Annotated in this window: 32 protein-coding genes; 21 read left to right on the top strand and 11 right to left on the bottom strand. The window is 65.4% G+C overall.

The window, feature by feature from the left end:
* The first annotated feature begins 65 nt into the window (after nt 1-65).
* The 7 genes from WDM86_10275 (at nt 66) to WDM86_10245 (ending at nt 5,223) form a co-directional block, all read left to right on the top strand.
* The gene (locus WDM86_10275) at nt 66-410 is read left to right on the top strand and encodes an Hpt domain-containing protein (protein ID MEI9990415.1); all 345 of its coding nucleotides are present in this window, start codon (nt 66-68) and stop codon (nt 408-410) included.
* A gap of 199 nt (nt 411-609) precedes the next feature.
* Nucleotides 610-1,653, top strand: a complete 1,044-nt coding sequence (locus tag WDM86_10270) for an NAD(P)/FAD-dependent oxidoreductase (GenBank protein ID MEI9990414.1) — start codon at nt 610-612, stop codon at nt 1,651-1,653.
* Nucleotides 1,650-1,958, top strand: a complete 309-nt coding sequence (locus tag WDM86_10265; GenBank protein ID MEI9990413.1) for a 2Fe-2S iron-sulfur cluster-binding protein — start codon at nt 1,650-1,652, stop codon at nt 1,956-1,958. The genes WDM86_10270 and WDM86_10265 overlap by 4 nt, the downstream gene beginning before the upstream one ends.
* An 83-nt stretch (nt 1,959-2,041) precedes the next feature.
* Nucleotides 2,042-2,269: an AbrB/MazE/SpoVT family DNA-binding domain-containing protein gene (locus tag WDM86_10260; GenBank protein ID MEI9990412.1), complete on the top strand. Its 228-nt coding sequence runs from the start codon at nt 2,042-2,044 to the stop codon at nt 2,267-2,269.
* Entirely contained in the window at nt 2,266-2,652 is a 387-nt protein-coding gene (locus tag WDM86_10255) for a type II toxin-antitoxin system death-on-curing family toxin (GenBank protein ID MEI9990411.1), read from the top strand. The genes WDM86_10260 and WDM86_10255 overlap by 4 nt, the downstream gene beginning before the upstream one ends.
* A gap of 11 nt (nt 2,653-2,663) precedes the next feature.
* On the top strand, nt 2,664-3,284 hold the full coding sequence (locus WDM86_10250; protein ID MEI9990410.1) for a methyltransferase domain-containing protein: 621 nt from the start codon (nt 2,664-2,666) through the stop codon (nt 3,282-3,284).
* Between the two features lie 118 nt (nt 3,285-3,402).
* Complete coding sequence (locus WDM86_10245) at nt 3,403-5,223, top strand: DUF885 family protein (protein MEI9990409.1); 1,821 nt, start codon at nt 3,403-3,405, stop codon at nt 5,221-5,223.
* A 4-nt stretch (nt 5,224-5,227) separates the two neighbouring features.
* Here the strand turns inward: WDM86_10245 and WDM86_10240 are convergent, their stop codons facing one another.
* Both WDM86_10240 and WDM86_10235 read right to left on the bottom strand, forming a co-directional pair.
* On the bottom strand, nt 5,228-6,223 hold the full coding sequence (locus tag WDM86_10240) for an RICIN domain-containing protein (GenBank protein MEI9990408.1): 996 nt from the start codon (nt 6,221-6,223) through the stop codon (nt 5,228-5,230).
* A gap of 32 nt (nt 6,224-6,255) precedes the next feature.
* Complete coding sequence (locus tag WDM86_10235) at nt 6,256-6,882, bottom strand: glutathione S-transferase (GenBank protein ID MEI9990407.1); 627 nt, start codon at nt 6,880-6,882, stop codon at nt 6,256-6,258.
* Between the two features lie 146 nt (nt 6,883-7,028).
* Between WDM86_10235 and WDM86_10230 the strand changes: the two genes are divergently transcribed.
* Entirely contained in the window at nt 7,029-8,744 is a 1,716-nt protein-coding gene (locus tag WDM86_10230) for a DUF885 domain-containing protein (GenBank protein ID MEI9990406.1), read from the top strand.
* 6 nt (nt 8,745-8,750) lie between these two features.
* On the opposite strand, the gene WDM86_10225 is transcribed toward WDM86_10230, so the two are convergent.
* A complete protein-coding gene (locus WDM86_10225) occupies nt 8,751-9,926 on the bottom strand; it encodes a VWA domain-containing protein (GenBank protein ID MEI9990405.1) in 1,176 nt (391 codons plus the stop codon).
* Nucleotides 9,927-10,007: 81 nt separating this feature from the next.
* Nucleotides 10,008-10,628 carry a hypothetical protein gene (locus WDM86_10220; GenBank protein ID MEI9990404.1) on the bottom strand — a complete coding sequence of 207 codons (621 nt, stop codon included), beginning with the start codon at nt 10,626-10,628 and terminating at the stop codon, nt 10,008-10,010.
* Nucleotides 10,629-10,707: 79 nt separating this feature from the next.
* Between WDM86_10220 and WDM86_10215 the strand changes: the two genes are divergently transcribed.
* Nucleotides 10,708-11,091 (top strand): VOC family protein, encoded by a 384-nt coding sequence (locus WDM86_10215; protein ID MEI9990403.1) that lies wholly within the window; start codon nt 10,708-10,710, stop codon nt 11,089-11,091.
* A 40-nt stretch (nt 11,092-11,131) separates the two neighbouring features.
* Nucleotides 11,132-11,356 (top strand): hypothetical protein, encoded by a 225-nt coding sequence (locus WDM86_10210; protein MEI9990402.1) that lies wholly within the window; start codon nt 11,132-11,134, stop codon nt 11,354-11,356.
* Here the strand turns inward: WDM86_10210 and WDM86_10205 are convergent.
* The gene (locus WDM86_10205; protein MEI9990401.1) at nt 11,353-12,204 is read right to left on the bottom strand and encodes a MoxR family ATPase; all 852 of its coding nucleotides are present in this window, start codon (nt 12,202-12,204) and stop codon (nt 11,353-11,355) included. The genes WDM86_10210 and WDM86_10205 overlap by 4 nt on opposite strands.
* Before the next feature lie 102 nt (nt 12,205-12,306).
* On the opposite strand from WDM86_10205, the gene WDM86_10200 reads away from it, so the two are divergent.
* The 9 genes from WDM86_10200 (at nt 12,307) to WDM86_10160 (ending at nt 20,826) form a co-directional block, all read left to right on the top strand.
* Nucleotides 12,307-14,133: a tetratricopeptide repeat protein gene (locus WDM86_10200; protein MEI9990400.1), complete on the top strand. Its 1,827-nt coding sequence runs from the start codon at nt 12,307-12,309 to the stop codon at nt 14,131-14,133.
* 28 nt (nt 14,134-14,161) lie between these two features.
* Nucleotides 14,162-14,572 carry a DUF1761 family protein gene (locus WDM86_10195; GenBank protein ID MEI9990399.1) on the top strand — a complete coding sequence of 137 codons (411 nt, stop codon included), beginning with the start codon at nt 14,162-14,164 and terminating at the stop codon, nt 14,570-14,572.
* Nucleotides 14,573-14,596: 24 nt separating this feature from the next.
* Nucleotides 14,597-15,700: a hypothetical protein gene (locus WDM86_10190; protein MEI9990398.1), complete on the top strand. Its 1,104-nt coding sequence runs from the start codon at nt 14,597-14,599 to the stop codon at nt 15,698-15,700.
* A 96-nt stretch (nt 15,701-15,796) separates the two neighbouring features.
* The gene (locus WDM86_10185) at nt 15,797-17,311 is read left to right on the top strand and encodes a YifB family Mg chelatase-like AAA ATPase (GenBank protein MEI9990397.1); all 1,515 of its coding nucleotides are present in this window, start codon (nt 15,797-15,799) and stop codon (nt 17,309-17,311) included.
* 59 nt (nt 17,312-17,370) lie between these two features.
* Nucleotides 17,371-17,592 (top strand): hypothetical protein, encoded by a 222-nt coding sequence (locus tag WDM86_10180; GenBank protein MEI9990396.1) that lies wholly within the window; start codon nt 17,371-17,373, stop codon nt 17,590-17,592.
* 73 nt (nt 17,593-17,665) lie between these two features.
* Complete coding sequence (modA, locus tag WDM86_10175) at nt 17,666-18,439, top strand: molybdate ABC transporter substrate-binding protein (protein MEI9990395.1); 774 nt, start codon at nt 17,666-17,668, stop codon at nt 18,437-18,439.
* Entirely contained in the window at nt 18,436-18,948 is a 513-nt protein-coding gene (locus WDM86_10170; GenBank protein ID MEI9990394.1) for a hypothetical protein, read from the top strand. The genes modA and WDM86_10170 overlap by 4 nt, the downstream gene beginning before the upstream one ends.
* A gap of 118 nt (nt 18,949-19,066) precedes the next feature.
* Nucleotides 19,067-19,276: a DUF3311 domain-containing protein gene (locus WDM86_10165; GenBank protein ID MEI9990393.1), complete on the top strand. Its 210-nt coding sequence runs from the start codon at nt 19,067-19,069 to the stop codon at nt 19,274-19,276.
* On the top strand, nt 19,273-20,826 hold the full coding sequence (locus WDM86_10160; GenBank protein ID MEI9990392.1) for a sodium:solute symporter: 1,554 nt from the start codon (nt 19,273-19,275) through the stop codon (nt 20,824-20,826). Before WDM86_10165 ends, WDM86_10160 begins: the two co-directional genes overlap by 4 nt.
* A 57-nt stretch (nt 20,827-20,883) precedes the next feature.
* Here the strand turns inward: WDM86_10160 and WDM86_10155 are convergent, their stop codons facing one another.
* Nucleotides 20,884-21,171, bottom strand: coding sequence for a hypothetical protein (locus WDM86_10155; GenBank protein MEI9990391.1), 288 nt, complete (start codon nt 21,169-21,171; stop codon nt 20,884-20,886).
* A 192-nt stretch (nt 21,172-21,363) separates the two neighbouring features.
* Between WDM86_10155 and WDM86_10150 the strand changes: the two genes are divergently transcribed.
* Together WDM86_10150 and WDM86_10145 are read left to right on the top strand one after the other, a co-directional pair.
* Complete coding sequence (locus WDM86_10150; GenBank protein MEI9990390.1) at nt 21,364-22,425, top strand: histidine kinase dimerization/phosphoacceptor domain -containing protein; 1,062 nt, start codon at nt 21,364-21,366, stop codon at nt 22,423-22,425.
* A 5-nt stretch (nt 22,426-22,430) separates the two neighbouring features.
* Nucleotides 22,431-22,634 carry a hypothetical protein gene (locus WDM86_10145; protein MEI9990389.1) on the top strand — a complete coding sequence of 68 codons (204 nt, stop codon included), beginning with the start codon at nt 22,431-22,433 and terminating at the stop codon, nt 22,632-22,634.
* 2 nt (nt 22,635-22,636) lie between these two features.
* Here WDM86_10145 and pstB read toward each other — a convergent pair whose 3' ends face one another.
* The 5 genes from pstB to WDM86_10120 form a co-directional block, all read right to left on the bottom strand.
* Nucleotides 22,637-23,413, bottom strand: coding sequence for a phosphate ABC transporter ATP-binding protein PstB (gene pstB / locus WDM86_10140; GenBank protein ID MEI9990388.1), 777 nt, complete (start codon nt 23,411-23,413; stop codon nt 22,637-22,639).
* Nucleotides 23,414-23,415: 2 nt separating this feature from the next.
* Nucleotides 23,416-24,285, bottom strand: coding sequence for a phosphate ABC transporter permease PstA (gene pstA, locus WDM86_10135; protein MEI9990387.1), 870 nt, complete (start codon nt 24,283-24,285; stop codon nt 23,416-23,418).
* On the bottom strand, nt 24,282-24,908 hold the full coding sequence (pstC, locus tag WDM86_10130; protein ID MEI9990386.1) for a phosphate ABC transporter permease subunit PstC: 627 nt from the start codon (nt 24,906-24,908) through the stop codon (nt 24,282-24,284). Before pstC ends, pstA begins: the two co-directional genes overlap by 4 nt.
* Nucleotides 24,909-24,940: 32 nt before the next feature.
* The gene (locus WDM86_10125) at nt 24,941-25,273 is read right to left on the bottom strand and encodes a hypothetical protein (protein ID MEI9990385.1); all 333 of its coding nucleotides are present in this window, start codon (nt 25,271-25,273) and stop codon (nt 24,941-24,943) included.
* A gap of 215 nt (nt 25,274-25,488) precedes the next feature.
* Nucleotides 25,489-25,866: a hypothetical protein gene (locus tag WDM86_10120; GenBank protein ID MEI9990384.1), complete on the bottom strand. Its 378-nt coding sequence runs from the start codon at nt 25,864-25,866 to the stop codon at nt 25,489-25,491.
* Nucleotides 25,867-25,904: the final 38 nt, after the last annotated feature.

Genomic DNA, 25,904 nt, shown 5'->3' with positions numbered 1-25,904 from the left:
GTTAACGGAGCATTGAGCGGTCTCTGCCATGATCGCTTGTCGATCTCTTGAAGAGAGTTGAGCGCATGGCTGGCAACCAGGCCGTCGATCTGGAGCACCTGGCACGCTACACGGGCGGCGATCGCGCGATCAACGCCGAGGTGATGCGGCTGTTCGACGGCCAGGCGAACGAACTGGTCGCCCGGCTGCAAAGCATCCTCGACGCGCGCGACGCCAAATCGTGGAAAGAAGTCACCCACACGCTGAAGGGCGCGGCGCGGGGCATCGGCGCCTTCGCGATGGGCGATGCAGCGGCGCGCTGCGAGCCGCTCGATCTCTCCGACCGCCAAGGCGCGACGGACGCCATCGCGGCGCTCAAGGCGCGGGCCGACGCGGTGCAGGCCTTCATCCGGGATTATCTCGCCGCCTGAACGCGCGACGGCGCGCCGCCTGGACGGGATTGTTCATTTCCGGCAGACACTTGGAGTGCGGCGCCGTCACGCCCTTGGCGCCGCGAGCGCGCTGCGGCACAGTCGCGGCCCTTTTGGAATGGGTTGTCGGCGGGCACGTTTTTACATATTAGGGCCGCTAGTTTTCCCGTTCATACATAGAGAGCCTGTGAAATAGCCCATGAGCACGCCTATCGAGACCGATGTCGCCATTGTCGGAGCCGGCCCGATCGGCCTGTTCGCGGTGTTCGAACTTGGGCTGCTCGACCTCAAGACGCATCTGATCGACATCCTCGACCGGCCCGGCGGTCAGTGCACGGAGCTCTATCCCGAGAAGCCGATCTACGACATTCCCGGCCTGCCGATCGTCACCGGGCAGGACCTGACCAACCGGCTGCTCGACCAGATCAAGCCGTTCGGCGCGCAGTTCCATTTCGGCGAGATGGCGTCGGCGCTTGAGAAGCTGCCCGACGGCCGGTGGAAGCTCTCGACCGATGCCGGCACCGAGATCGTCGCGCCCGTCGTGGTGATCGCGGCCGGCGGCGGCAGCTTCGTGCCCAAGCGCCCGCCGGTTCCGGGTATCGAGGCGTTCGAGAACAAGGGCGACGGCGTCGGCGTGCACTATGCCGTGCGCAAGATGGACACGTTCAAGGACAAGAACATCCTGATCGCCGGCGGCGGCGACAGCGCGCTCGACTGGACGATCAACCTGGCGCCGATCGCCAAGAGCCTGACGCTGGTGCATCACCGCGACGGCTTCCGCGCGGCGCAGCACAGCGTCAACCAGATGCGGGCGCTGGAGAAGGAAGGCAAGGTCAAATTCCACGTCGCCAGCGTGAAGTCGCTGCACGGCGACGACGGCAGGCTCGCCGGCGTGACGCTCGCCGGCGCCGACAAGAAGGAGTGGCTGCACGACGTCGACGCGTTCCTGCCGTTCTTCGGCCTCACCATCAAGCTCGGCCCGATCGCGGAATTCGGCCTGAACCTGCACGAGAACCTCATTCCGGTGGACACCGCGAAGTTCGAAAGCTCGACGCCCGGCATCTTCGCCATCGGCGACATCAACACCTACCCGGGCAAGCTCAAGCTGATCCTGTCTGGCTTCCACGAGGCGGCGCTGATGGCGCAGGCCGCGTTCCACATCGTCAAGCCGAACGAGAAGCTGCGCTTCCAGTACACGACCTCGTCGTCGAACCTGCAGAAGAAGCTGGGTGTCTCCGCATGAAGATCATCGCCACCGACCGCGTCGGCGCGACGCGCGAAATCGAAGGCCGCGACGGCTGGAGCGTGATGGAGATCCTGCGCGACGCCGGCCTGCCCATTGCGGCGGAATGCGGCGGCGCCTGCGCCTGCGCCACCTGCCACGTCTATGTGACCGACGGCTGGTACGAGAAGCTCACCCCGCCCTCGGACGCCGAGATCGATATGCTCGACATGGCGCTGGCGGTCGAGCCGACCTCGCGCCTCTCCTGCCAGATCGTCTGCGCCGACGAACTGGACGGCATCAAGGTGACCGTCGCGCCGGAATAAACCGGTTCGGCAACTACCAGCTTGTCATGGTTATACATTTGTTATAACGTTCCGTTCTAACATCCGTTGGAACGGAGATGGCCATGCACTACAAGCTCAAGCTCATCCAGATCGGTAATTCCGTGGGTGTCACGCTGCCCAAGGAGATGCTGGCGGCGATGAAGGTCGATAAGGGCGACACCATCACGGTGACCCCGGCGCCGGATGGCTTTCGTGTCAGTCCCTATGACCCCGACACGAGCAGCCAGATGGAAATCATGCGTCAAGTCATGAAAAAGCGGCGCAATGCGCTTCGCGAGTTAGCGAAATGACAACCTGGGTCTGGTTGGATCCGGATGCCTTGTTGGCCGCACATGACGAACAACTCGCCGAGCATGGTGGGGCTTCGGGAATTCGCGATCCGGGAATGTTCGAATCGGCGCTGGCGCGACCGCAAAATTTGGCGGCCTATGGCGAACCAGACGTAGCGGCTTTGGCCGCGGCCTATGCGTTCGGCATTGCCAAGAACCATGCATTCATCGACGGCAACAAACGAACGGCGCTCGTCGCGTTGGAATCGTTTCTTGTGCTGAACGGGTTCGACCTTGCCGTCGACGATGGGCAGGCAGTCATGGTCGTCTTGTCCGTGGCATCCAGCGCCTTCAGCGAGGACGAGTTGGCCGGCTGGATCCGCAAGAATATCCAGCCGCGTTAGCCGAGACACACATGGGCTTCTACGATCGACACATCCTGCCCTGGCTGCTCGACACGGCGATGAGCGCCAAGCCGATCACCTATCAGCGCCGCAAGGTCGTCCCGCGCGCCGAGGGGCGCGTGCTGGAGATCGGGTTCGGCGCCGGCCATAACTTGCCGTTCTACGATCCCAAGAAGGTCGAGCGCCTCTGGGCACTGGAGCCTTCCGCACAAATGCGGGCCCGCGCGGCGGAACGCGTGGCCGCGTCGCCGATCCCGCTCGAATTCCTCGACCTGCCGGGCGAGCAGATTCCGCTCGACGCGGACGCCGCCGACACCATCCTCATCACCTATACGATGTGCACGATCCCGGACGTCATGAAGGCGCTGGGCGAGATGCGGCGCGTCCTGAAACCCGCCGGACGCATGATCTTCTGCGAGCATGGCGAGGCGCCGGATGCGAGCGTTGCGCGCTGGCAACGGCGGATCACACCGGTGTGGAAGGCGATCGGCGGCGGCTGCCATGTCGGACGGCCGATCCCCAAGCTGATCCGCGACGCGGGCTTTCGCGTCGACGACATGGCGACGATGTATCTTCCCGGCACCCCGCGCTTCGCGGGGTTCAACTATTGGGGAAGCGCCACGCGCGGGTGAACCGGCGCGCGGTTCGTGCTCGAGCCGACACGCGAACGTGAAGCCGGCCCGGCGCGGCTCCCTTGCCGCGCGTCAGGTCACTCCCTAGCTTCCAAGCGGGACCAAAGGGGTTTTCATCATGCTGGATCGCCGTTCGCTGCTGAAATCGGGGGCGGCGGGAGCCGCCGTGATGGCCCTGGGCCGGCCCGCTTTGGCCGCCGATGCGCCCGCCACGCAGTTGAACGCGCTGTTCGACACCTTCGTCAGCGAGAACCTCGACCTCTCGCCGATCTCCGCGACCGGGCTGGGCGTCGACACCGGCGCGCGCAAGCACCAGAAGAGCGAACTCGACGAGACCTCGCTCGCCGCGGTCGTGCGCGCCCAGACCTTGCTCGCCAGCCAGCTCGCGCGGCTCTCGACCTTCGACCGCAATTCGGTCGGCGGCGAAGACCGGCAGAGCTACGACGTGGTGATCTTCGGCCTGCGCAACGGGGTCATCACCGACGCGCGCTACGCCTATGGCGGCGGCGGCGCCGGCTCGCCCTATGTGATCAACCAGATGGGCGGTCTCTATAGCGGCATCCCCTCCTTCCTCGATAACCAGCACACGATCGAGACCAAGGACGACGCCGACGCCTATCTCGCGCGCCTGGAACAGTTCGGGCCGCGCCTCGACGGCGAAGCCGAAATCGTGCGCCACGACGTGGCGCTCGGCGTGATCCCGCCCGATTTCTGCCTCGACAACGCGATCGAGCAGATGAACGGGCTGCGCGGCCAGCCGGCGGACAGCGCGTCGATGACGATGTCGCTGGTCCGGCGCGCCAAGGACAAGGCCATCGCGGGCGATTGGGGCACGCCGGCGGCGAAGATCCTGACCGACAAGGTCTATCCCGCGCTCGACCGGCAGATCGCGCTCCTCACCGACATGCGCAAACAGGCGACGCATGACGCCGGCGTGTGGAAGCTTCCCGATGGCGAGGCCTATTACCGCGACAGCGTCCTGACCTGGACGACCTCCACGATGAGCCCGGCGGAAATCCACAAGACCGGCCTCGACATCATCAAGGACCACAGCGCGCAGATCGACGCGATCATGAAGCAGCACGGCCTGACCAAGGGCACGGTCGGCGAGCGGCTGCGCGCGATGTTTGTCGATCCCAAGATGCTCTACCCGAACACCGACGCGGGCAAGGATCAGCTGATCGCCGATCTGAACGTCAAGGTCGCCGCGGTCCGCGCCCGGCTGCCCGACTATTTCGGCGTGCTGCCCAAGGCCGATGTCGTGATCAAGCGGGTGCCCAAGGAGATCGAGGCGGGGCAGGCCGGCGGCTCCTACAACGCGCCGTCGCTGGATGGGAAGGTCCCGGGCATCTACTGGATCAATCTGCGCGACACCGCCGAGCAGCCGCGCTGGCTGTTGCCGACACTCACCTATCACGAGGCGATTCCGGGCCATCACCTCCAGCTTTCGATCCAGCGCGAGGCCAAGATGCCGCTGATCCGCAAGCTGACTTATTTCTCGTCCTACCTGGAGGGCTGGGCGCTCTATGCCGAGCAGCTCGCCGACGAGATGGGCATGTACAAGGACGATCCCTTCGGCCGCATCGGCTTCCTGCACGATGCGATGTTCCGCGCCGTGCGCCTGGTGGTCGATACCGGCATCCACAGCATGAAATGGAGCCGCGAGCAGGCGACCAAATTCTATGTCGATACGCTGGGCGACAAGGAGAGCGGCGCGATCACCGAGATCGACCGCTACTGCATCATGCCGGGCCAGGCCTGCGGCTACATGCTGGGCAAGCTGACCTTCCTCGCCGCCCGCAAGAAGGCGCGCGACGCGCTGGGCGCCCGGTTCGACATCAAGAGCTTCCACGACGCGATGCTGATCGGCGGCGCGGTGCCGCTGGCGATGATCGATCCGATTACGGATGCCTATATTGCGGCGCGCAAATCCGCCTGAGCGGTCAGCGGACGGGCGACGCGTTTTCGAATTCCGCGTAGACCCGATAGGGGCACATCGCCGTGAAGCTTCCGCTGACCTGTATCGTCTCGCTTTTGCCGTCCGACAACAGGTTGAACGTCGCGGCATAGGGGACCGTCAGCTGGGCGCAGGCTTCCCGCGCGCCATAGGCCACGGCGGTCTTCGGCGGCACCGCGACGATGATCTGGAACGGAGTGTCGACGAACGACTGGGCGGACGTTCCATACCGCCAATCGCCCTCGACCAGCACGACAAGCCCATTCGCGTCCAGGGCAGGCCGGGGACCGTGATAGGGGATTTCGATGTCGGGGGAGCCGGCCGCCGGGTGAAAACCGTAGGCGGTCGTCAGCCTTTGCACCGTGAAAATCGGCAGGTTGGCCTGCACGGATTCGTTGTTGAGCACGCCTATGTCATTGCCGGCGATCGGCGCCAGCGTGTCGATGCGCGCCTTGGCCGTATCAAAGGCGAGCGAGGCCAGCGTATAGCTGGGCTCGCCCGCGCTCACCTGCGCCCAGAGCTCGTTGGGCGCGCCATGGCTCCATTGCCAGGTCACCAGCGTCTGCCCCGGGAAATAGGGACCATCGGTGGGTATGTTGATCTTCTGCTCCCAATCGACCGACGCGTTGATCGCATTGTAATCGCCCGGAACCGTGTCGTCGCGCCAATGCGTGAACGGGCTGGTCTCGATCTGATTGAGCGGATAGAGCTGAAGCGGGGTGCCGTTCTGCGGGGGATAGGCGCCGATGCAAAGCTTGGCCGCCTTGTTGATCAGCGCATAGCTTCCGTCGGAGAGCGCCCGCCGCGCCCACAATTGCCGATCATCGCCCGTCTGGTGCGCCACGACCAGCACCACGCCGTTCAAGGCGGCGATGGCGAGCACGCCGCCCGCGCCGCTCGGCGCCTTGCTCAGGATGTAGAAGTGCGAACCGGGCGGAGGAGGGGCGGCGGGGCGCGCCGGCCCGTCGGCTGTACGAGTCATGGCCTTCCTCCTCCGACCGACGCCGCGATCGCCTAGCGGCTCATCAACGCGTACGCGCCACCTTTTTCGATGCCGCGCTTGTAGGCGGGACGCGCCTGCATGCGCTCGCGATATTTCACCAGCGCGGGATAGGGCGCAAGCCGCGCCCCGGCCGCCTCCACGACGAAGATCAACTGGATATCGGCGCCGGTCAGCTCGTTGCCCACGAAGAAATCGCGGCCGCCCAGGCTGGCTTCCATGTAGGAGAGGTTGTTGGCGATCTCGCTGTCGACGCGCGGCTTCAGCACCGCCGCGGCCTCGCCGAGCATGCCGGTATAGAGCGCCATCAGGAGCGGCAGCATCGCCGAGCCTTCCGCGTAATGTATCCACTCGATATAGCGCCAATAATCGTCGGTCCCGGCGGCCGGCTTGAAGCGGCCCTTGCCATAGGTGTCGATCAGATACTCGACCTCGGCGCCCGATTCCGCGATCACGCGGCCCTTGTCTTCCAGCACCGGCGATTTGCCGAGCGGATGCACCGCCTTCAGCTCCGGCGGCGCGAAGGGCACCGGCGACATGCGCTGATACTTCACGATCTCGTAAGGCGTCTCGAGTTCTTCGAGCAGCCACAGGATGCGCTGCGAGCGCGAATTGTTGAGGTGGTGGATCTTGATCGTCATGGCGTGCTCCCCGGATATTTTGCCGTATCGGATCAGGTGTTTCCGGGACTCGCAAGAGGCGTCGATTGCCCGCGTCGCGCCGCGAGTTGTCATCGGATGCCCGATGATGCGAGGCTTGCCGCTCCGATCTTGACGGGGGGAGAAGCATGCGCCGCACGATTACTTTGGCGATCTGTTCGATGGCCGTCCTGGCATGGCCGGCCGCCGCCGCAGCGGCGCCCGCCGCGACGTATCAAACCGTCGTCCAGGATTATTTCAGCGCCCAGTGGAAGGCGCATCCCACCTTCGCGACCGCGACGGGTCTGCACAATCGGGACGGCGAGCTGGACGACGTGTCCGCCGCCGCCCATGCGACGGAAATCGCACGGCTGAAGGATACCGAGGCCAGATTGCACGCCATCGACGGCGCCACGCTTTCGCCGATGGACCGCGACGAGCGCGACGTGCTGATGGCGGAGATCGGCGGGCAGTTGCTGGAAGACGAAACGGTGCAGCAATGGCGCCACGATCCCGGCGTCTATGTCGGTCTTCTCACCTCCGCGGCGTTCCAGCTGATCGAGCGCGATTTCGCGCCGCTCGACATACGCCTGCGCAGCCTGATCGCGCGCGAGACCCGCATGCCGGCCATGCTCGCCGATGCGAAACGCAACCTGACGAACATGCCGCCGGTCGATATCGACGTGGCGCTGCAAAATCTCGACGGCGGCATCGCCTTTCTCGGCAACGACGTGCCGAAGGCCTTCCTGGGCGTGAAGGACGCCGCGCTGCAGGCGCAATTGGCGGGTTCGACGAAGGCGGCGGTCGACGCCGCGAAGGATTTCAAGGCCTGGCTGGTGGCGCGGAAACCGAACGCGCACGGATCGTTCGTCCTGGGCCGCGCCGCGCTGCAGCGGCTGCTCGCCAGCGACATGGTCGATGTGCCGGTGGAAAAGGTGCTGGAAGCGGGCGAGGCGCAGCTGGCCCGCGACCACGCCGCTTTTCTCGCCACGGAAAAGCTGGTCGATCCGAAAAATCCGGCACGGGCGATGGCCGAGATCGAGGCCGATCATCCCGATGCGGCCCATCTTATCGCGACCGCGCGCGACGGTTTGGCGAATCTGCAATCCTTCATCGAACGGCATCGCATCGTCACGCTGCCGTCGCGGATGCTGCCGGTCGTCGCGGAGACGCCGCCTTTCGCGCGCGCGGTCATCTTCGGCCAGATGGACGGCCCCGGCGCGCTGGAGACCCACGCCACCAAGGCCTACTACTTCATCACCCCGCCGGAGCCGAGCTGGCCCGCGGCGAAACGCGACGAGCTGCTGGCCTATTTCAACCGCGCGCTGCTGCAGAATCTTTCGGTGCACGAGGCGTTGCCCGGCCATTTCACGCAATATCTGTATGCCCGCGCCAATCCGAACTGGTCGCTGGTGCGCAAGACGGCGCAGTCCTATTCCACGACCGAAGGCTGGGCGCATTACGCCGAACAGATGATGCTGGATGAGGGGCTGGGCGCCGGCGATCCGAAGATCAAGCTCGCGCAATTGCAGGATGCCCTGCTGCGCAATTGCCGGCTCGTCGCCGCGATCAAGATGCACACCGGCGCCATGACGTTGGACGAGGCGACGCAGATGATGGCGACGCAATGCTTTCAGCCGCCCTCGGTCGCGCCCAACGAGGCCAAGCGCGGCACGTCCGATCCCGGCTATTATTCGTACACGCTGGGCAAGCTCGAAATCCTCAAGCTGCGCGCCGACGTGGCGGCAAAGCAGGGCAAGGCGTTCGACCTCGGCAAGTTCCACGACGCGTTCCTGAACGCGGGCCTGGTGCCGGTCGCGATCATCCGCCGCGAGATGCTGGGCAAGGACGGCCCGGCCTTGTGATGCGTATCAGCGGTTCAATTCCCGCATCGCATTGTCGAGGCCGGCGAGCGTCAAGGGATACATGCGGCCGTTGAACAGCTGGCTCATCAGGCCGATGGACGGGGTGTATTCCCAATGCTTCTCCGCCACCGGGTTCAGCCACACCGCGTGCTCGAACAGGTTCGTCACGCGGTCGAGCCACACCGCGCCCGGCTCCTCGTTCCAGTGCTCGACGCTGCCGCCGGGATAGGTGACCTCATAGGGGCTCATCGTCGCATCGCCGACGAAGATGACCTTGTAGTCGCGCGGATATTTATTCAGCACGTCCCAGGTCGGGATCTTCTCGTTGTGGCGCCGGCGATTGTCCTTCCACACATCCTCATAGAGGCAGTTGTGGAAGTAGTAGAAATCCATGTGCTTGAACTCGGTCTTGGCCGCGCTGAAAAGTTCTTCACACAGCTTGATGTGGGCGTCCATCGAGCCGCCGATGTCGAAGAACAAGAGCACCTTCACCGTGTTGTGCCGCTCCGGCACCAGGCGCAAATCGAGATAGCCCTTGTTGGCGGTGTCGGTGATCGTGCCGGGCAGATCGAGTTCGGTCTCGGCGCCCTGGCGGGCCCATTTGCGCAACCGGCGCAGCGCCACCTTGATGTTGCGGGTGCCGAGCTCGACCGAATCGTCGAGGTTCTTGTATTCGCGCTTGTCCCAGACCTTGACCGCCTTGCCGTGGCGCGACTTGTCCTGGCCGATACGCACGCCTTCGGGATTGTAGCCGCTGTTGCCATAGGGCGAGGTGCCGCCCGAGCCGATCATCTTGTTGCCCTTCTCGTGGCGCTTCTTCTGCTCATCGAGCCGCTCCTTGAGCGTCTCCATCAGCTTGTCCCAGCCGCCCAGGGCCTCGATCTGCTTCTTCTCGTCCTCGGAAAGGAATTTCTCGGTCAGCGCCTTCAGCCACTCCTCGGGGATCTGCGCCAGGAGCGAGGCGTCGAGGCCTTCGAGGCCCTTGAACACATGGCCGAAGACGCGGTCGAACTTGTCGAGATTGCGCTCGTCCTTCACCAGCGCGGTGCGCGAAAGGTAGTAGAATTCGTCGATCTTCATGTCGATCACGTCGTGATCGAGCGCGTCCATCAGCGCGAGATATTCCTTCAGCGTGACGGGAATCTTGGCGGCGCGGAGTTCGTCGAAAAACTGGAAGAACATGGGAACCTTCCGGGCAGGCGATAGCGATCGCGCGAAGTCTAGCGCGCCCCACGCGCAAGGGCCAAGGGCCCGAAAATCGGGCTATTTGGGCGGCGGCGCGACGGTTGTTGACGCCGGTGCGGGCGGCGCCTGCTTGGCGATATGCGCCAGCGCCTCGGCATAGACGGTGTCGAGGAATTGCTGCTTGGCGTCGTCGTCGCGCGGGGTGGCGAATTCGACCGTCGCCTCCAGCGCCCAGTCGCCGACCGTGCCGCCGGAGAACAGGATGCGGTAATGCAGCGTCTCCAGCGCCGCGGTCTCGTAGGTGCGCTGATAGACCGAGATCGGCGTCGTGCCGCCGCCGAGCAGCATGGTCTTCTCCCCGACGATCTTGCCGCCGATGCCTTCCTGCTCGGTGAATTCGGGCACCAGCGCGGTCTTGGGATCATAGGCCGCCTTCAGCGGCGTCAGCGTGATCGTGCCATAGACGCCGTCGCGCGCCGAATAGGCGCAGAAGTCCGAGCCGATCGAGGGATCGCGCTCGCCATAGGCGTCGCGCTCGAAATGGCCGATGAATTGCGGGCAAACGAAGCCCGACGCCGCATGCACCTTCGCCTCGTCGGGCGCGTCCTTGAAGGCGTCGATATCCGTGGTCTGGGCAAGGGCGGGCGACGCCGCAAATGCCAGCACGGCCAGGGCAAGGCGAAGCGGTGTCTGAATCATATGGCATTCTCGGAAATGTCGCCCGGCGATACTATCAGAGGACGGCCGCGCACAATACGCGGCGCAGGCGAGGCGAAGCATGACGATCCCGGACGGAAACGAAGCGGCGCGGCCCTTCCTGCCTACCCAGGATTTCGATGCCAGCCGAGCCTTCTACGAGGCGCTTGGCTTCACCAAAAGGCTCGACAGCGAGGTCGCGATCTTCGGCATCGGCGCGACGTCTTTCATCCTGCAGCGCTATTACCAGGAGGGCTGCAATTTCATGATGCAGCTGATGGTCGACGACCTCGATGCCTGGTGGGCGCATATCGAAACTCTCGATCTGCCCGGCCGCTTCGGCGTGCCGGCGCCCAAGCCGCCGGCGACGCAGCCCTGGGGTTTGCGCGTCGCCTATGTCGTCGATCCCGCCGGCGTGCTGTGGCATGTGGCACAGCGGCGGGCGGACAAACCGCACGACCGGTGACTATCTTGTTCTGTGTTTGTTTCTATGTCATGCTAAGCGCATGAGCGGTGAACTCGACAGCCTCGTGTTGGAGCATCTGCGGCATATCCGTTCCGTCGTCGATGAGACGCGAAAGGACATTCGCGAGTTGACGTTCCGCGTAGGCATGCTCGAAAGCAATGTTGCGGGATTGCAGGCGCAATATGCGCATGTCGCGACGCGGATTGACCGCGTCGAGGAGAGACTTCAAAAGATTGAAGCCCGGATCGGCCTTATCAACGCCTAGTTCCGGCTCTCTCTCCGCGCAAGAAACGCCAGCCGCTCGAACAGGTGGACGTCCTGCTCATTCTTCAACAGCGCGCCGTGCAGCGGCGGGATCAGCTTGGTCGGGTCCTTTTCCTTCAGCGCTTCCGGCGGAATGTCCTCGTTCAACAGCAGCTTCAGCCAGTCGAGCAGCTCGCTGGTCGACGGCTTCTTCTTGAGGCCGGGCACGTCGCGGATCTGGTAGAAGACGTTGAGCGCCTCGCTCACCAGCTTCTGCTTGATGTTCGGATAGTGCACGTCGACGATCTTCTGCATCGTCTCGCGCTCGGGGAATTTGATGTAGTGGAAGAAGCAGCGGCGCAGGAAGGCGTCCGGCAGCTCCTTCTCGTTGTTCGAGGTGATGAGGATGATCGGGCGCACCGCCGCCTTGATCGTCTCGCCGGTCTCGTAGACGAAGAATTCCATGCGGTCGAGTTCGAGCAGAAGGTCGTTGGGAAATTCGATGTCGGCCTTGTCGATCTCGTCGATCAGCAGGACCGGGCGGCCCTTCATCTCGAAGGCCTCCCACAGCTTGCCCTTGCGGATATAGTTCTTGACGTCTTTCACCCGCTCCTCGCCGAGTTGGCTGTCGCGCAGGCGGGTCACGGCGTCGTATTCGTAGAGGCCCTGGATCGCCTTGGTGGTCGACTTGACGTGCCAGGTGATCAGCGGCGATTTCAGCGCGCCGGCGACCTGGAAGGCGAGTTCGGTCTTGCCGGTGCCGGGTTCGCCCTTGATCAGGAGCGGGCGCTCCAGCGTAATGGCCGCGTTGACGGCGATCTTCAGATCGTCCGTCGCGACATAGCGGTCGGTACCTTCGAAACGGGCCATGATGCTCTCTTGGGTGGATAATAGCGTGGCCGAAAGCGTAGGTGGCGGCGGGACCATGCGCAAGGGCGCGCCTTTCGGGCGCTTTGCCGCTAAACTGGCAACATGAGCGGACAAAACCAGACGGCCGAGCCGATCGCGCAGGCGATCAACCTGATCCGGCAGGGTCTGTGGGAACTGGCCGAGCGGGTCCTGGGCCAGCTGCTGTCGGTGCGGCCGTTCGAGCCGGACGGGCTGCAGCTCATGGGCCTGGTCCGCGCCAATCAGAGCCGGCTTTCCGAGGCGGAAGCGCTCTATCGCCGCTCGCTGGCGCTGCGCCCGAAACAGCCCAATGTCATGACCAATCTCGGCCGGCTGCTGGCCGGCACGGGACGCGCCGAGGAGGGCATCGTGCTCTTGCGCGCGGCTTCGCGCGCCGATCCGAACAATGCCGATACGCTGCTCGTGCTGGGCCAGGTCCAGCACGGCCTGGGCGACTTCGTCTTCGCGGAGAAGAATTTCCGCGCGGCGCTGCGGCTGGAGCCCGACAATTTCACCGCGCTCTTGAGCTTCGGCGCGCTGCTCAACGATGTCGAGCGCCCGAAGGAAGCCGAGACGATCCTGCGTCTGGCGATCGAACTCCCGTCGCCGCCGGCCCTGCGGGCCGCGATGGAGCACAATCTCGGCGTCGCCTTGAAGATGCAGCGGCGTTACGGCGAAGCGCTGACCCAGTTCGACGCCGCGCTGGCGCGCGCGCCCGATCTGCCGCGGGGCGAGGCCAATCGCGCCGGCGTGCTGCAGCATCTGGGGCGCAACGACGATGCGGTGGCGGGCTATCGCCGCGCCCTCGCGCGCGATCCCGGCCATCTCGCCGCGCATCAGGAGTTGAACGCCCTGCTCTATCGCCTGGGGCGCGACGCGGAGTTCCTGAATTCCTACGACGAAGCCGCCGCGCGCCTGCCGCGTCCGGCAGTGCTTCTGATCGGCAAGGGCGGCTTCCTCGCGCGCACCGGGCGCTTCGAAGAGGCGCGCGCCTGTTTCGAACGCGCCGCGTCCTTGGAGCCGGAGAATCCGGCGGCGCAGAACGGCCTGGCGCTGGCCCTGGCCGGGCTGGGGCAATTGGAGCCCGCCATCGCGGCCTATGAAAAGGCGCTGGCGCTGCAGCCCGACGACGTGCCGACCCAGGTCAACCTCGCGGGCACGCTGTTGCGCGCGGGCGATGCGGCGCGCGCGCTGACGCTCACCGAAGACGCGGTCGCGCGGCAGCCGCTCGATCAGGCGGCCCTGGCGATGCACGAGCTTGCGCTGCGGCTGAACCGCGATCCGCGCGCCGCGGCGCTGGCCGATTACGAGCGCCATGTGCAGGTCTTCGATCTGGATCCGCCGGACGGCTTCACGGACATGGCCGCGTTCAACGCGGCGCTGAACGCCCATCTCGACGCGCTGCACGGCGATGCGCGCGAGCATATCGACCAGACGCTGCGGCGCGGCACCCAGACGATGGACCCGCTGTTCGACGGCGACAACGCGCTGGTAGCGGCGCTGCGTGCGCGGATCGAGGAGGCGGTTGCTGCTTATATCGCCCGGATGGACGATGACGAAACGCATCCGCTCGGTTCGCGGCGCGCGGAAGGTTTTCGTTTCACCGGTTCCTGGTCGTCGCGGCTGCGCGATGCCGGATTCCACACCAACCACATCCATCCCAAGGGCTGGATCAGTTCCTGCTATCACGTGGCGGTGCCGGATGCGGTCGACGACGAGGCCGAACGGCAAGGCTGGATCAAATTCGGCGAGCCGCCCTTCGACACCGCCCTGGGCCAGCCGATCCGCCGCGCGATCAAGCCGGTGCCGGGGCGGCTTGTCTTGTTTCCCTCGTATATGTGGCACGGCACGGTGCCGTTCCGCTCGGCAGCGGATCGCACGACCATCGCCTTCGACGCGATTCCCGTCTAGATTGTCCGCCGTCAAGCGGGGGATACGCGTGAACGGGATGCTGGTCGCGGCCGCTTTCGGCGCGGGCACGGTGGCGATGTTCACCGACTGGCTGTTCATGGGCGTGCTGTTCCACGACGCCTACAACAAATTTCCTGAAGTCTGGCGACCGGGTATCCGCGAAGGCTCGGAGCGGCGCGCCATCATCTGGTCGAGCCTCATCGGCTATGTGATGAGCGGCGCGGTCGTCGCGCTCTGCGCCGTCGCCGGCGCGGCCGGGATCGTCGCGGGGCTCCAGATCGCCGTTCTCGTCTGGCTCGCGGGACCGGTCGTGATCCTGGCGATCAACGGCTTCTTCATCAAGATCGACGGCAAGGTCACCTTCGCCCATTGCCTGGGCTGGCTCGCGCGCATGGCGCTGGCAGGCGGCGCGGCGGGTTATGTTCTCGCGATGCGTTGAATCGCTTAAAGACCGGAGGGTCCGATGACCAGGTTCGGTGTGTGCGCGAGTCTCGCATTGGTCGGGTTTCTATTCGCCACCGCCGCGCCAGCGGCGTCGCCGGATCGGATGGCGTGGGATGTATTCGCCGCGATGACCGCGCCCGCCGGCGCGCCGGGCGTCAAGGCTGTTGCCTTCGAGACCTGGGCGTCCGACGACGACATCTATTCCGGCAAGTCGCCGAAATGGCCGGCGCCGGGCGCCAAGCATCTGACCCGCAGCCTCGCGGCCGTCTCCGAGCTCCTGGCCGTTCACGGTGCCGCGGCGCCGCCGGCGGACTGTTTGCCGAAGGATGGCAAGGCCGGGAATTTCCCGCCCGGCGCCTGCATCGGCGAAGAGGTCCAGCACAACCGCCCGGTCTTCCAATACATCGTCGCCAACAATCTTTATTCGACCGCCGGTCTTGCCGCCGCCTATGGCGCGACCAAGCCGATCGATTTCCCCAAGGACTCGATCGTGGTGAAAGCGGATTGGGTGCTGATCGCCGATTTGCTGCGCTGGCTGCCGTACGCCTACAGGACCGCGGCCGATGTCCGCCGCGCCTATTACACCAACACCGCGACGATGAACGGGCGCGCCGGCGAATACGCTCTGGTCGGCATGTCGGTCCAGAGCAAAGCCCTGCCGCAATGGCTGTGGATGACCTTCGAGCATCGCAGCAATCCCGGCCGCTGCGACATCATCGGCTGCCATGACGATTTCGGCGCGCTCCTCGCCAACCTGCCCTCGCGGCTGGTGCCGAACACCGATTACGGCCCCTGCCTCAAGACGCTCGCCCTGGTGCAGCTTTTCGCCAGCCGCCACCTCGATCCGGTGTGGACCAATTACTGTCTCAAAGGCACGCAGGTCGCTTTCGGGACCGCGGCCGGGCCGACGATCCTCGCCAATTCGGTGATCGAGCGGATGAACAAGGGCGTGCCGGTGCCGGATACGTCCTGCATCACCTGCCACGCCTATTCCGCCTTCGACAAGCATGGCGCGCCGAACTACGCGGTCCTGCCGAAGCGCCCGGTCGGCCCGGTGAACCCGGCGCTGCTGCATTGCTTCAAGACCCACGACTATCTCTGGAGCATCCTGGCGGCGCATTGATCGCGGCGCTTTGGCGGGCTTAGATGGTGCCGCAACGCCGCGTTGCATGTTGTGTTGCGGCCCCTCCGAAACATCGCCCCAAGGGGCCGGCCAGCCATGACGGTTGCACACGTCTATACCGTTGCGTTCCAGGGGATCGAGGCCCGCGAAGTGGACGTGCAGGTCCATATCGGCAGCGGCACGCAGGGCCTCTTCAATATCGTCGGCCTCGGCGACAAGGCGGTGGCCGAAAGCAAGGAACGCGTACGCGCCGCCCTGTCGGCGATCGGGCTCGCGCTGCCCTATCAGCGCATCACGGTGAACCTGGCGCCGGCGGACCTGCCGAAGGAAGGCAGCCACTACGACCTGCCCATCGCGCTCGGCCTGCTGGCCGCGATGGGCGTGCTGCCGGCGAGCGAACTCGCCAATTACGTCGCGCTCGGAGAGCTTTCGCTCGATGCGCAGATCACCACCGTCGCCGGCGTCTTGCCGGCGGCGCTTGCCGCTAGCAGCCAGCATCGCGGCCTGATCTGCCCGGCGGCCTGCGGCGCCGAAGCCGCCTGGGCGGGCGACCTCGAAATCGTCGCGGCGCCGTCGGTGATCGCACTGGTCAATCACATGAAGGGCCATCAGGTCCTGAGCCGGCCGGTGGCCAAGCTCGCCGACGACACTCGCAGCGCTCCCGACCTGCGCGACGTGAAAGGCCAGGAGACCGCCAAGCGCGCCATCGAGATTGTCGCCGCCGGCGGCCACAATCTCTTGATGATTGGTCCGCCCGGCGCGGGCAAATCGATGCTGGCGCAGAGATTGCCGGGCCTGCTGCCGCCGCTCGACGCGCGCGAGGCGCTCGAACTTTCGATGGTGCAGAGCCTGGCCGGCGAATTGCCCGGTGGCGCGATCTCGCGCCAGCGGCCGTTCCGCAATCCGCATCATTCGGCGTCGATGGCGGCGTTGACCGGCGGCGGGTTGCGGGTCAAGCCGGGCGAGGTGAGCCTTGCCCATTTGGGTGTGCTCTTCCTCGATGAGTTGCCGGAATTCCAACGCGGTGTGCTCGATTCGCTGCGCCAGCCGATCGAGACCGGCGAGGCCGTGGTGGCGCGCGCCAATGCGCATGTGCGTTTTCCGGCGCGGTTCCAGTTGATCGCCGCGATGAATCCGTGCCGCTGCGGCTATCTGAGCGATCCGGCACAGGCCTGCGGTCGGGCGCCAAAATGCGCCGTCGATTATCAATCGAGGATATCGGGCCCCTTGTTCGACCGCATCGACGTGCATGTCGAGGTGGCGAGCGTCTCGGCCGCCGATCTCACTTTGCCGCCGCCGGCCGAAGGCAGCGCCGAGGTCGCCAGGCGCGTGGCGAAGGCCCGCGACGTCCAGCGCGCCCGCTATGCGGGACGGAACCTGCGCACCAACGCCGAAGCCGAGGGCGAGATATTGGAGCAGGTCGCAACGCCCGAGCCGGCGGGCCAGCGCCTTTTGACTGAGGCGGCGGAGGCGATGAAGCTGACGGCGCGCGGCTATCACCGCGTGCTGCGTGTGGCGCGCACCATCGCCGACCTCGCCGGCGCCGAACGGGTCGCCCGGCCCCACATCGCCGAGGCGCTGTCCTACCGCCGGATCCGGCATCTGGGCTGACGGAACTATCTCTCTTCGCGCTCGTTTCCGTGCTGGCGGTCACGCCAAAGGGGATTTTCATGCACAGTCTGACGCTGATTGGTGCGGTGCTCGTCATCCTGGGCGTCGGCGCGTTGCTGTTCGGCCATTTCAGCTACACGGAGACCAAGCCGGTCCTCGACGCCGGGCCGATCCATGTGACGTCCCAGGAAGACCACACGGTCTGGATTCCGACTATTGCCGGTGTCGTGGTGGTTCTGGCGGGCATCGGCCTGATCCTCGCCGGCCGGCGCACCGCCTGACGCGCCGTCTCGACTCGTGATATTCCTTCGGATATCACGTCAGGCGAAGATTTCTTCACTCCGGGGGATATCCATGCGTTTCGGACGGCTGATCCGCGCCTGTCTTGCCGCGGCGATTTTCGCGCTCGTTCCGCTCGCCGCGCAGGCCGCGAGTGTCACCGTGTTCGCCGCCGCCTCGCTCACCGATGCGCTGAACGACGTCGGCAAGGCTTACAAGGCCAAGACCGGCAATGACGCGGTGTTCTCCTTCGCCGCATCTTCGGTTCTCGCCAAGCAGATCGAGGCGTCGGGCGGCGCCGATCTGTTCGTCTCCGCCGACACCGATTGGATGGATTATCTCGACAAGAAGGCCCTGATCGTCGCCGGCACGCGCAAGACCCTGCTCGGCAATCACCTCGTGCTGATCGCGCCGGTCGACCAGAGCGTCACCATCGTCATCGCGCCGCGTTTCGATCTCGTCGGCGCGCTGCATGGCGGCAAGCTCGCGGTCGGCGATCCGGCGTCGGTTCCGGCGGGCAAATACGCCAAGGCGGCGCTGACCGCGCTCGGCGTCTGGGACAGCGTCGCGGGCCAGCTCGCGCCGGCGGAGAATGTGCGCGCCGCCCTCGCCTATGTCTCGCGCGGCGAGGCGCCGCTCGGCATCGTCTACAGCACCGATGCGCTGAGCGACAAAGGCGTGCACGTCGTCGGCACCTTCCCGGACGATACGCATGCGCCGATCGTCTATCCGGCGGCTCTCGTCAAGGACGCCAAGCCCGAGGCGAAAGCGTTCCTCGACTTCCTGAGCGGGCCGGAAGCGCGCGCCATCTTCACCAAGGACGGATTCACGATTCTGGGCGCGCCATGACGCCGTATCGCGCGGGTGTCGTCGGCGGCCTGCTGCTTCTGGCGGCCATGCCGGCGCGCGCCGCCGACGCGCCGCCGTGCTCGAAGTTCTTCTGGCCGGTGGATCACGAGCTCGCGCTGCTGCAAGCGGTGAAAGCCGATACCGCCTCGGGCACGACGCTGGCCGCCGCGCCGCCTCTCGCCGTCGCCCTGACGCTGGCGGTGGGCGGCGCGCTGCCGGTGTCCTCCGAGAAGCCGAGCGATCCCGCGAAATTCTCTGGCTATGTCGCCTTCGCCGCGCCGGCGGCCGGCGACTATCTGGTGTCGCTCTCGGCGGAGGCCTGGATCGACGTGATCCAGGACGGCAGGCCCGTTCCTTCGACCCAGCATTCGGGCGATCCCGATTGCCCCGGTCTGCGCAAGAGCGTGCGGTTCACGCTGACGGGCAAGCCGGTGACGATCGAGATCAGCAACGGTGCGACGGACCGGATCGAATTGGCCGTCACGCCCTGGTTCTGGGGCGCAAAATAGCGGCAATCGCCGGGCCGGCGACCGCCACGATCTCGACGACGCGGCCGCCTCGCGCCGGCCTTTGCGGATTTCGCTGCTTGCCGTAAGGATTTCCCCAAAAGGGAATCAGGGGGCAGGCATGGCCGAACCGAAACGGCGCAGGCGTTTTCGCGCGATCCATCTTTTGCTGCTGATTCCCTATGTCGCGATGCTGTGGGTGCCGTCCTACAATCGCGTCGAGCCGATGCTGGCCGGCATCCCCTTCTTCTACTGGTACCAGATGCTGTGGATCCTGCTCGGCGTCGCCGTGCTGATCCCGGTCTATTTCCTGGACGAGCGCGCGCCATGAACACGGTCGCGGTCACAATCTTCGTTGCGTTGTTCCTGCTGGTCACCGTGCTGGGCTTCGTCGCCGCGCGCTGGCGCCGCGGCGATCTCAACGAGCTGCACGAATGGGGCCTGGGCGGGCGGCGCTTCGGCACCGTCGTCACCTGGTTCCTGCTGGGCGGCGATCTCTACACCGCCTACACCTTCATCGCCGTCCCGGCGCTGATGTTCGGCGCGGGCGCCAGCGGCTTCTTCGCCGTTCCCTACACGATCCTGGTCTATCCCATCGTCTATGCGGTCTATCCGCGGCTCTGGGCGGTGTCGAAGGCCAAGGGCTATGTGACGGCCGCCGACTTCGTGCGCGGCCGGTTCGGCAACGGCACCCTGGCGCTGGCGGTCGCGGTCACCGGCATCGTCGCCACCATGCCCTATATCGCGCTGCAGCTCGTCGGCATGGAGGTCGCCATCGCCGGCCTCGGCATCGACATGGATATGGCGGTGCCGGGCATCGGCGTGGTGCACGACCTGCCGCTCTTGATCGCCTTCGTGGTGCTGGCGGTCTATACCTATTCGAGCGGGCTGCGCGCCCCGGCGCTGATCGCGCTGGTGAAGGACGCGCTGCTCTACATCACGGTCATCGCCGCCGTCATCGTGATCCCGGCCGAGCTTGGCGGCTTCGGCAAGATCTTCGCCCATGCCGATCCCAAGACGCTGATCCTCGGTCCCGCGACGGCCGCGAGCCTGGGTCCGCAGGCGGCCTATGCCACGTTGGCGCTCGGTTCGACGCTGGCGCTGTTCCTCTATCCGCACGCGGTGACGGGGCTCTTGAGCTCGTCGAGCCAGCATGTCGTGCGGCGCAACGCCGTGGTGCTGCCGGCCTATTCCTTCGCGCTGGGATTGATCGCGCTGCTCGGCACGATGGCGGTGTCGGCGGGGGTCAAGTCGATGCCGCAATACGCCGCCGGCTTCAAGGCGTTCGGAAACCAGTACGCGGTGCCGGCGCTGTTCCTGCACGCCTTTCCGAGCTGGTTCGTCGGCATCGCCTTCGCGGCGATCGCCATCGGCGCCCTGGTGCCGGCCGCGATCATGTCGATCGCCTGCGCCAATCTCTTCACCCGCAACATCTATCGCGAATACATCGACCCGGCGTGCAAGCCAGCGCGCGAGGCGCAGGTCGCCAAGATCGTGTCGTTGATCGTCAAGCTGGGCGCGCTGCTTTTCATCATCGAGCTGCCGACGAACTACGCCATCCAGCTTCAACTGCTGGGCGGCATCATCATCATCCAGACGCTGCCGAGCGTGATCCTGGGTCTCTACACCAACCGGCTCAATCCCTGGGCGCTGCTGATCGGGTGGCTGGCCGGCATCGCGAGCGGCACCTGGATGGCCTATCTCAACGGTTTCAAGGTCTCGATCTTCCCGATCCACATCTTCGGGCTGACGATCCCCTGCTATGCCGCGGTGTCGTCGCTGGCGCTGAATCTGGTCGTGAGCGTGGCGTTCAGCTGGTTGTTCAACGCCGTCCTGCGCACGCCGCCAAACGACGCGACGGTGGAAGCGGATTATGCGTAATTGACATCAGGCGGCGCCCGGAGCACGTCGCGCCCCGGGCATCCGCGTGAGAATGACCTAGTGGCCGCGCCAGCCATTGTTCTGGTCGCGCGTGTGATTGTAGCCGTGGAAATTCGAGCCGTGATTGCCGCGGTAGCTGGTCCGCTCGGCGTTGTTGCGCCATGCGTGCCAGCGATGGCCGGTATCCCAATAGCCGTCATTGTAGCCGAAGGCGATCGTGCCGAAATCGACCATCAGCGAAGTGCCGCCGGTACGATGACCGTTGTTATTCCCAAAGTTCAAAGTCGCAGCGCCTGCCGAGCCGGCGCACACCGAAATCGCCGTTGCTGCGAGCAGCAGGCTCATCTTGTTCAACATTATCGTGTCCTTGAAGATACCCGCGCGAGGCTTCCGAAGGGAAATGGCGCGGGATAGGGCGCGCGCCCGAAGCGCTTGCTCATGATGGAAACGCCCTCGCGGCGCATTCGATCCGCGACGACATGCTTTGCTATTGCGGTGCGGGAGGCGTAGGGTCGCGCCGCTTTCAGAAAGACCGTTGTGGAAAAGCTCTTCGAGCAAGTCGAAGACGCGCGCGCTCTCGCGCAAATCATCGTGGATACGGTGCGCGAGCCTGTGCTCGTCCTGGACAGCGAGTCCAACATCCTCTTCGCGAGCGCTTCGTTTCATCGCGCCTTCCACTTCGATCCGCTGGTCCTGCTCGACTGCTCGCTGTTCGCGCTGGATGATGGCGCCTGGGACATCCCGGCGCTGCGCAGTTTGCTCGATGCCACGGCGGGGCTGCAGAGCGTCCCCGAGCCCGTCGAGATATCGCACGAGTTTCCGCGCATCGGCCGGCGCGTGCTGCTTCTGTACGCCCGAACCATCGCCCACAAGCCGGGCGCGCGTCCGGCCGTCATCCTCAACATCGAAGACATCACCGACCGGCGTGCCGTCGAAGCCGAAAAAGACCGGTTGAAGGCGCAGGCCGACGAATTGGTCCTCCACAAGGAGATGCTGCTCGAAGAGATGCAGCATCGCATCGTCAACAGCCTGCAGATCATCGCCAGCATCCTGATGCTCAAGGCCCGCGCGGTGAACTCCGACGAGACCCGCCAGCACCTTCAGGACGCGCATCGCCGCGTGATCTCGGTCGCCGCCGTCCAACGTCATCTGCACAGTTCGGGCCGGGCCGATCTGATCGATATCGAACCCTATCTGTCGAAGCTCTGCGCCTCGCTCGCGGAGTCCATGATCGACGACGACCACGCCGCGGCGCTGAAGGTGAGCGCCGATCCCTGCCAGCTGATTTCGGCCGACGCGATCAGCCTCGGCCTGATCGTGACCGAGCTCGTCATCAACGCCCTGAAATACGCGTTTCCCGGGCAACCCGCCGGCGCGACCGTGACGGTGCGTTTCGAAGCGAACGAGGCGGACTGGCGGCTCTCCGTATCCGACAACGGCGTCGGCCGGCCCGCGGAAGCGCCCGCCAAGGGCGGCCTCGGGACGAGCCTGGTGAACGCGCTGGCGCAGCAGCTCAACGCCAAGGTCGAATCGACGAATTCGTCCGGCGGACTGACCGTCGCGGTCACCCACGCCACCTTCACCGCGCGCCCGGTCTGACCCGGATGGACCGCATCCCCCGCGGAACCGATCTGACGCTGGACGAGATGACCGCCCTGCGCGACGTCATCGCGCGCAGCGCCGGCAGCCTCGGCAGCGTGCCGCGGCATTGCCGCGAGCGCCTGCTGGCGCTGGGTCTGATCTCGACCGGCATGGGCCTTGTGATGCCGACGCCGGCCGGGCGCATCGTCGCCCGGATGATGCAGTAAAATCAGCCGAAGCGGCCGGTGATGTATTGCTCGGTCTGCTTCTTGTCGGGGGCGGTGAATATCTTCTCCGTCGGCCCGAACTCGATCAGCTCGCCCAGATACATGAACGCGGTCTGATCGGAGGTGCGGCTCGCCTGCTGCATGTTGTGGGTCACGATGACGATCGTGTAGTCCGCCGAGAGTTCGTCGATCAGTTCCTCGATCTTCGCCGTCGAGATCGGGTCGAGCGCCGAGCACGGCTCGTCGAGCAGGATCACCTCGGGGCGCGTCGCCACGGTGCGGGCGATGCACAGGCGCTGCTGCTGGCCGCCGGAAAGCGACAGGCCCGATTCGCGCAGCTTGTCCTTCACCTCGCCCCACAGCGCGGCGCGCTGCAGCGCGTCCTCGATGCGGCCGTCGAGCTCGGAGCGCGCCATGCGCTCATAGAGTTTGATGCCGAAGGCGACGTTGTCGTAGATCGTCATCGGGAAGGGCGTGGGCTTCTGGAACACCATGCCGACGCGGCTGCGCAACAGGTTGGTGTCGACGCGGCTCGACAGGATGTTCTCGCCGTCGAGCACGACCGAACCCTCGGCGCGCTGGTTGGGATAAAGCTCGTAGATGCGGTTCAGGATGCGCAGCAGCGTGGACTTGCCGCAGCCGGACGGGCCGATGAACGCGGTCACCTTGCGGTCGTAAAGCGGCATCGAGACGTTCTTCAGGGCTTTCGTCGAGCCGTAATAGAAGCTCAGATCCTTGATATCGACCTTGACGTCCGTCGCGACGGTGATGGCGTTCATTCCTAACTCCGCTTGGGTTGCAGGAGGCGTGCGACGATGCTCAGCGTCAGCACGGCTGCGGTGATGAGCAGCGCGCCGGCCCAGGCCAGGCGGTGCCAATATTCATAGGGACTCATGGCGAACTGGAAGATGACCGCCGGCAGGCTGGCCATCGGCTGGTTCAGGTCGGTGCTCCAGAACGAGTTGCCGAGCGCGGTGAAAAGCAGCGGCGCGGTCTCGCCCGAGATGCGCGCGATCGCCAGCAGCACGCCGGTGACGATACCCGCGCGCGCCGCGCGCCAGGTCACGGCGCGGATGACGTTGCTGCGCGGCGCGCCGAGCGCGGCGGCGGCCTCGCGCAGCCCGTTCGGCACCAGGAGCAGCATGTTCTCCGAGGTGCGTACCACGACGGGAATCACGATCACCGTGAGCGAAGCGGCGCCGGCCCAGGCGGAGAAGTGCCCCATTTTCACGACGATGATCTCGTAGATGAAAAGGCCGGTCACGATCGACGGTGCGCTCAGAAGGATGTCATTGACGAACCGGACGAAGAAGGCGAGCCGTCCATAGCGCCCATATTCCGCGAGATAGGTTCCGGCCAGAAGGCCGATCGGCGTGCCGACGGCGACGGCGATCACCGTCATGATAAGGCTGCCGACGATCGCGTTGGCCAAGCCGCCGTCCTCGCCGGGTGGCGGCGTCATCTGCGTGAACAGCTTGGGATCGAACGACGTGATGCCGTTGTAGAACAGCGCGCCCAGGATGAAGCCGAGCCAGGCCATGCCGAACACGGCCGCGAGCACCGCCAGGGTGAGGAGGAAGCCGCTGCGGAATTTCCGGCGGGCATAAAGCGCGGGGTTCTTGGCGCTCTTGATGTTTTGAATGTCGCTCATGAAGCGCTCCCGGCGCGGCGCTCCAGCGCCCGAAGCATCAGTTGCGCGCTGGCCAGCACGACGAAGGTGATGAAGAACAGGATCAGGCCGAGTTCGATCAGCGACGGCAGATAGAGGTCGCCCACCGCCTCGGTGAACTCGTTGGCGATGGTGGCCGAGATCGTCGTTGCCGGCGCGAACAGCGAATTGTGGATGTGATGGTCGTTGCCGATCACGAAGGTCACCGCCATGGTCTCGCCCAGCGCGCGGCCGAGCGCTAGCATCGCGCCGCCGACCACGCCGGTGCGCGCGAAGGGCAGCACCACGCGCCACATCACTTCCCAGGTCGTGCAGCCGAGCCCGTAGGCCGCTTCCTTCAGCATCGGCGGCACCGTGTCGAACACGTCGCGCGTCACCGAGGAGATGAACGGCAGGATCATGATGGATAGGATCAGGGCGGCGGTGAACATGCCGATGCCGTAGGGCGGCCCGCCGAAGATGTCCTGCAGAAAGGGAACGTTCGCGAACCGGTCGACGACCCAAGTCTGCACATGCTCCTGGAACCAGGGCGCGAAGATGAACAGGCCCCAGATGCCGTAGATGATGCTGGGAATGCCGGCGAGCAATTCGATCGCGATGCCGATCGGGCGGCGCAGCGGCCTGGGGCAGATTTCCGTCAGGAAAATAGCGATGCCGATGCCGGTGGAACCGCCAGCAGCATGGCGAGGAAGGACGTCACCAGCGTGCCATAGACCGAGGCCAGCGCGCCGAATTTCTCGGTCACCGGATTCCAGGCTTCGGTCCATATGAAGGGAAATCCGAACGCCTTGATCGCCGGCATCGCGCCGATGATCAGCGATGCCATCACGCCCGCGAATATGGCCAGAACCATCAGCGCGGCGATAAAGGTCAGCACGCGGAACTGCGCATCGCGCGTTCCGCCCTTCCTGACCGCAACGGCCCTGTCCGGAGTACTCATCATCTGTTCGGCAGTCGCGGTGTCGGCCATGGAAGAGCGCCAGTCGAGAGGGTGCGGCGGCAGCGGAGCTGCCTTGCGGAGGTCACGTGACACCCATCCCACCGGGGTTGCGCGCAAGGACCATCACAGTTTTGCAAAGCTTTTGTGACAAGCCGCGTCGGTGACGCGAGAAATCGTGTAAGATATTGATTATAAAAGAGAACCGCGCGGAGGGACCTCCGCGCGGCGCTTTGGCCGAAGGGTGTTCAGCGGCCGGCGCTTACAACAACATCGAAACTCTGTCCGGCGCTGTTGGTCACGGTCCAATGTTCGCCGACCGCATGCGTCGCCAGCGGCGAACAGGTCTCGCCCGGCCCGTTGGGGATAGAAGGCGTCAGGCACAGCGTGGCGCCGCTGCCCTTGGTGACCCATTTGCCGGGATAGGTGACGGTCTTGCCGTCGGCGCCGGCGCCGCTGGCGGTATAGGTTCCGTCCGCGTTGAACAGAAGCGTGCCGACGGCGCCGGTTTGGGCGTTCTTGGTGGTGACGGTGTTGCTATAGGTGACCGCCATCGGATCGTCGGCATAGGCCGCCGTGGCGATAAGGGCAAAGGCGCCGGCGAGCGCCAGCATCGAGATGCGCATGACTATCCTCCTGAAGTTGTACCCTGAACCGCCCGGCG

The organism is Rhizomicrobium sp. (genome assembly GCA_037200045.1).
In the GTDB taxonomy this organism is placed as follows: Bacteria; Pseudomonadota; Alphaproteobacteria; order Micropepsales; family Micropepsaceae; genus Rhizomicrobium.
The sequence above is the reverse complement of the archived record's forward strand: the minus strand, read 5'-3'. Positions and strand labels throughout refer to the sequence as shown.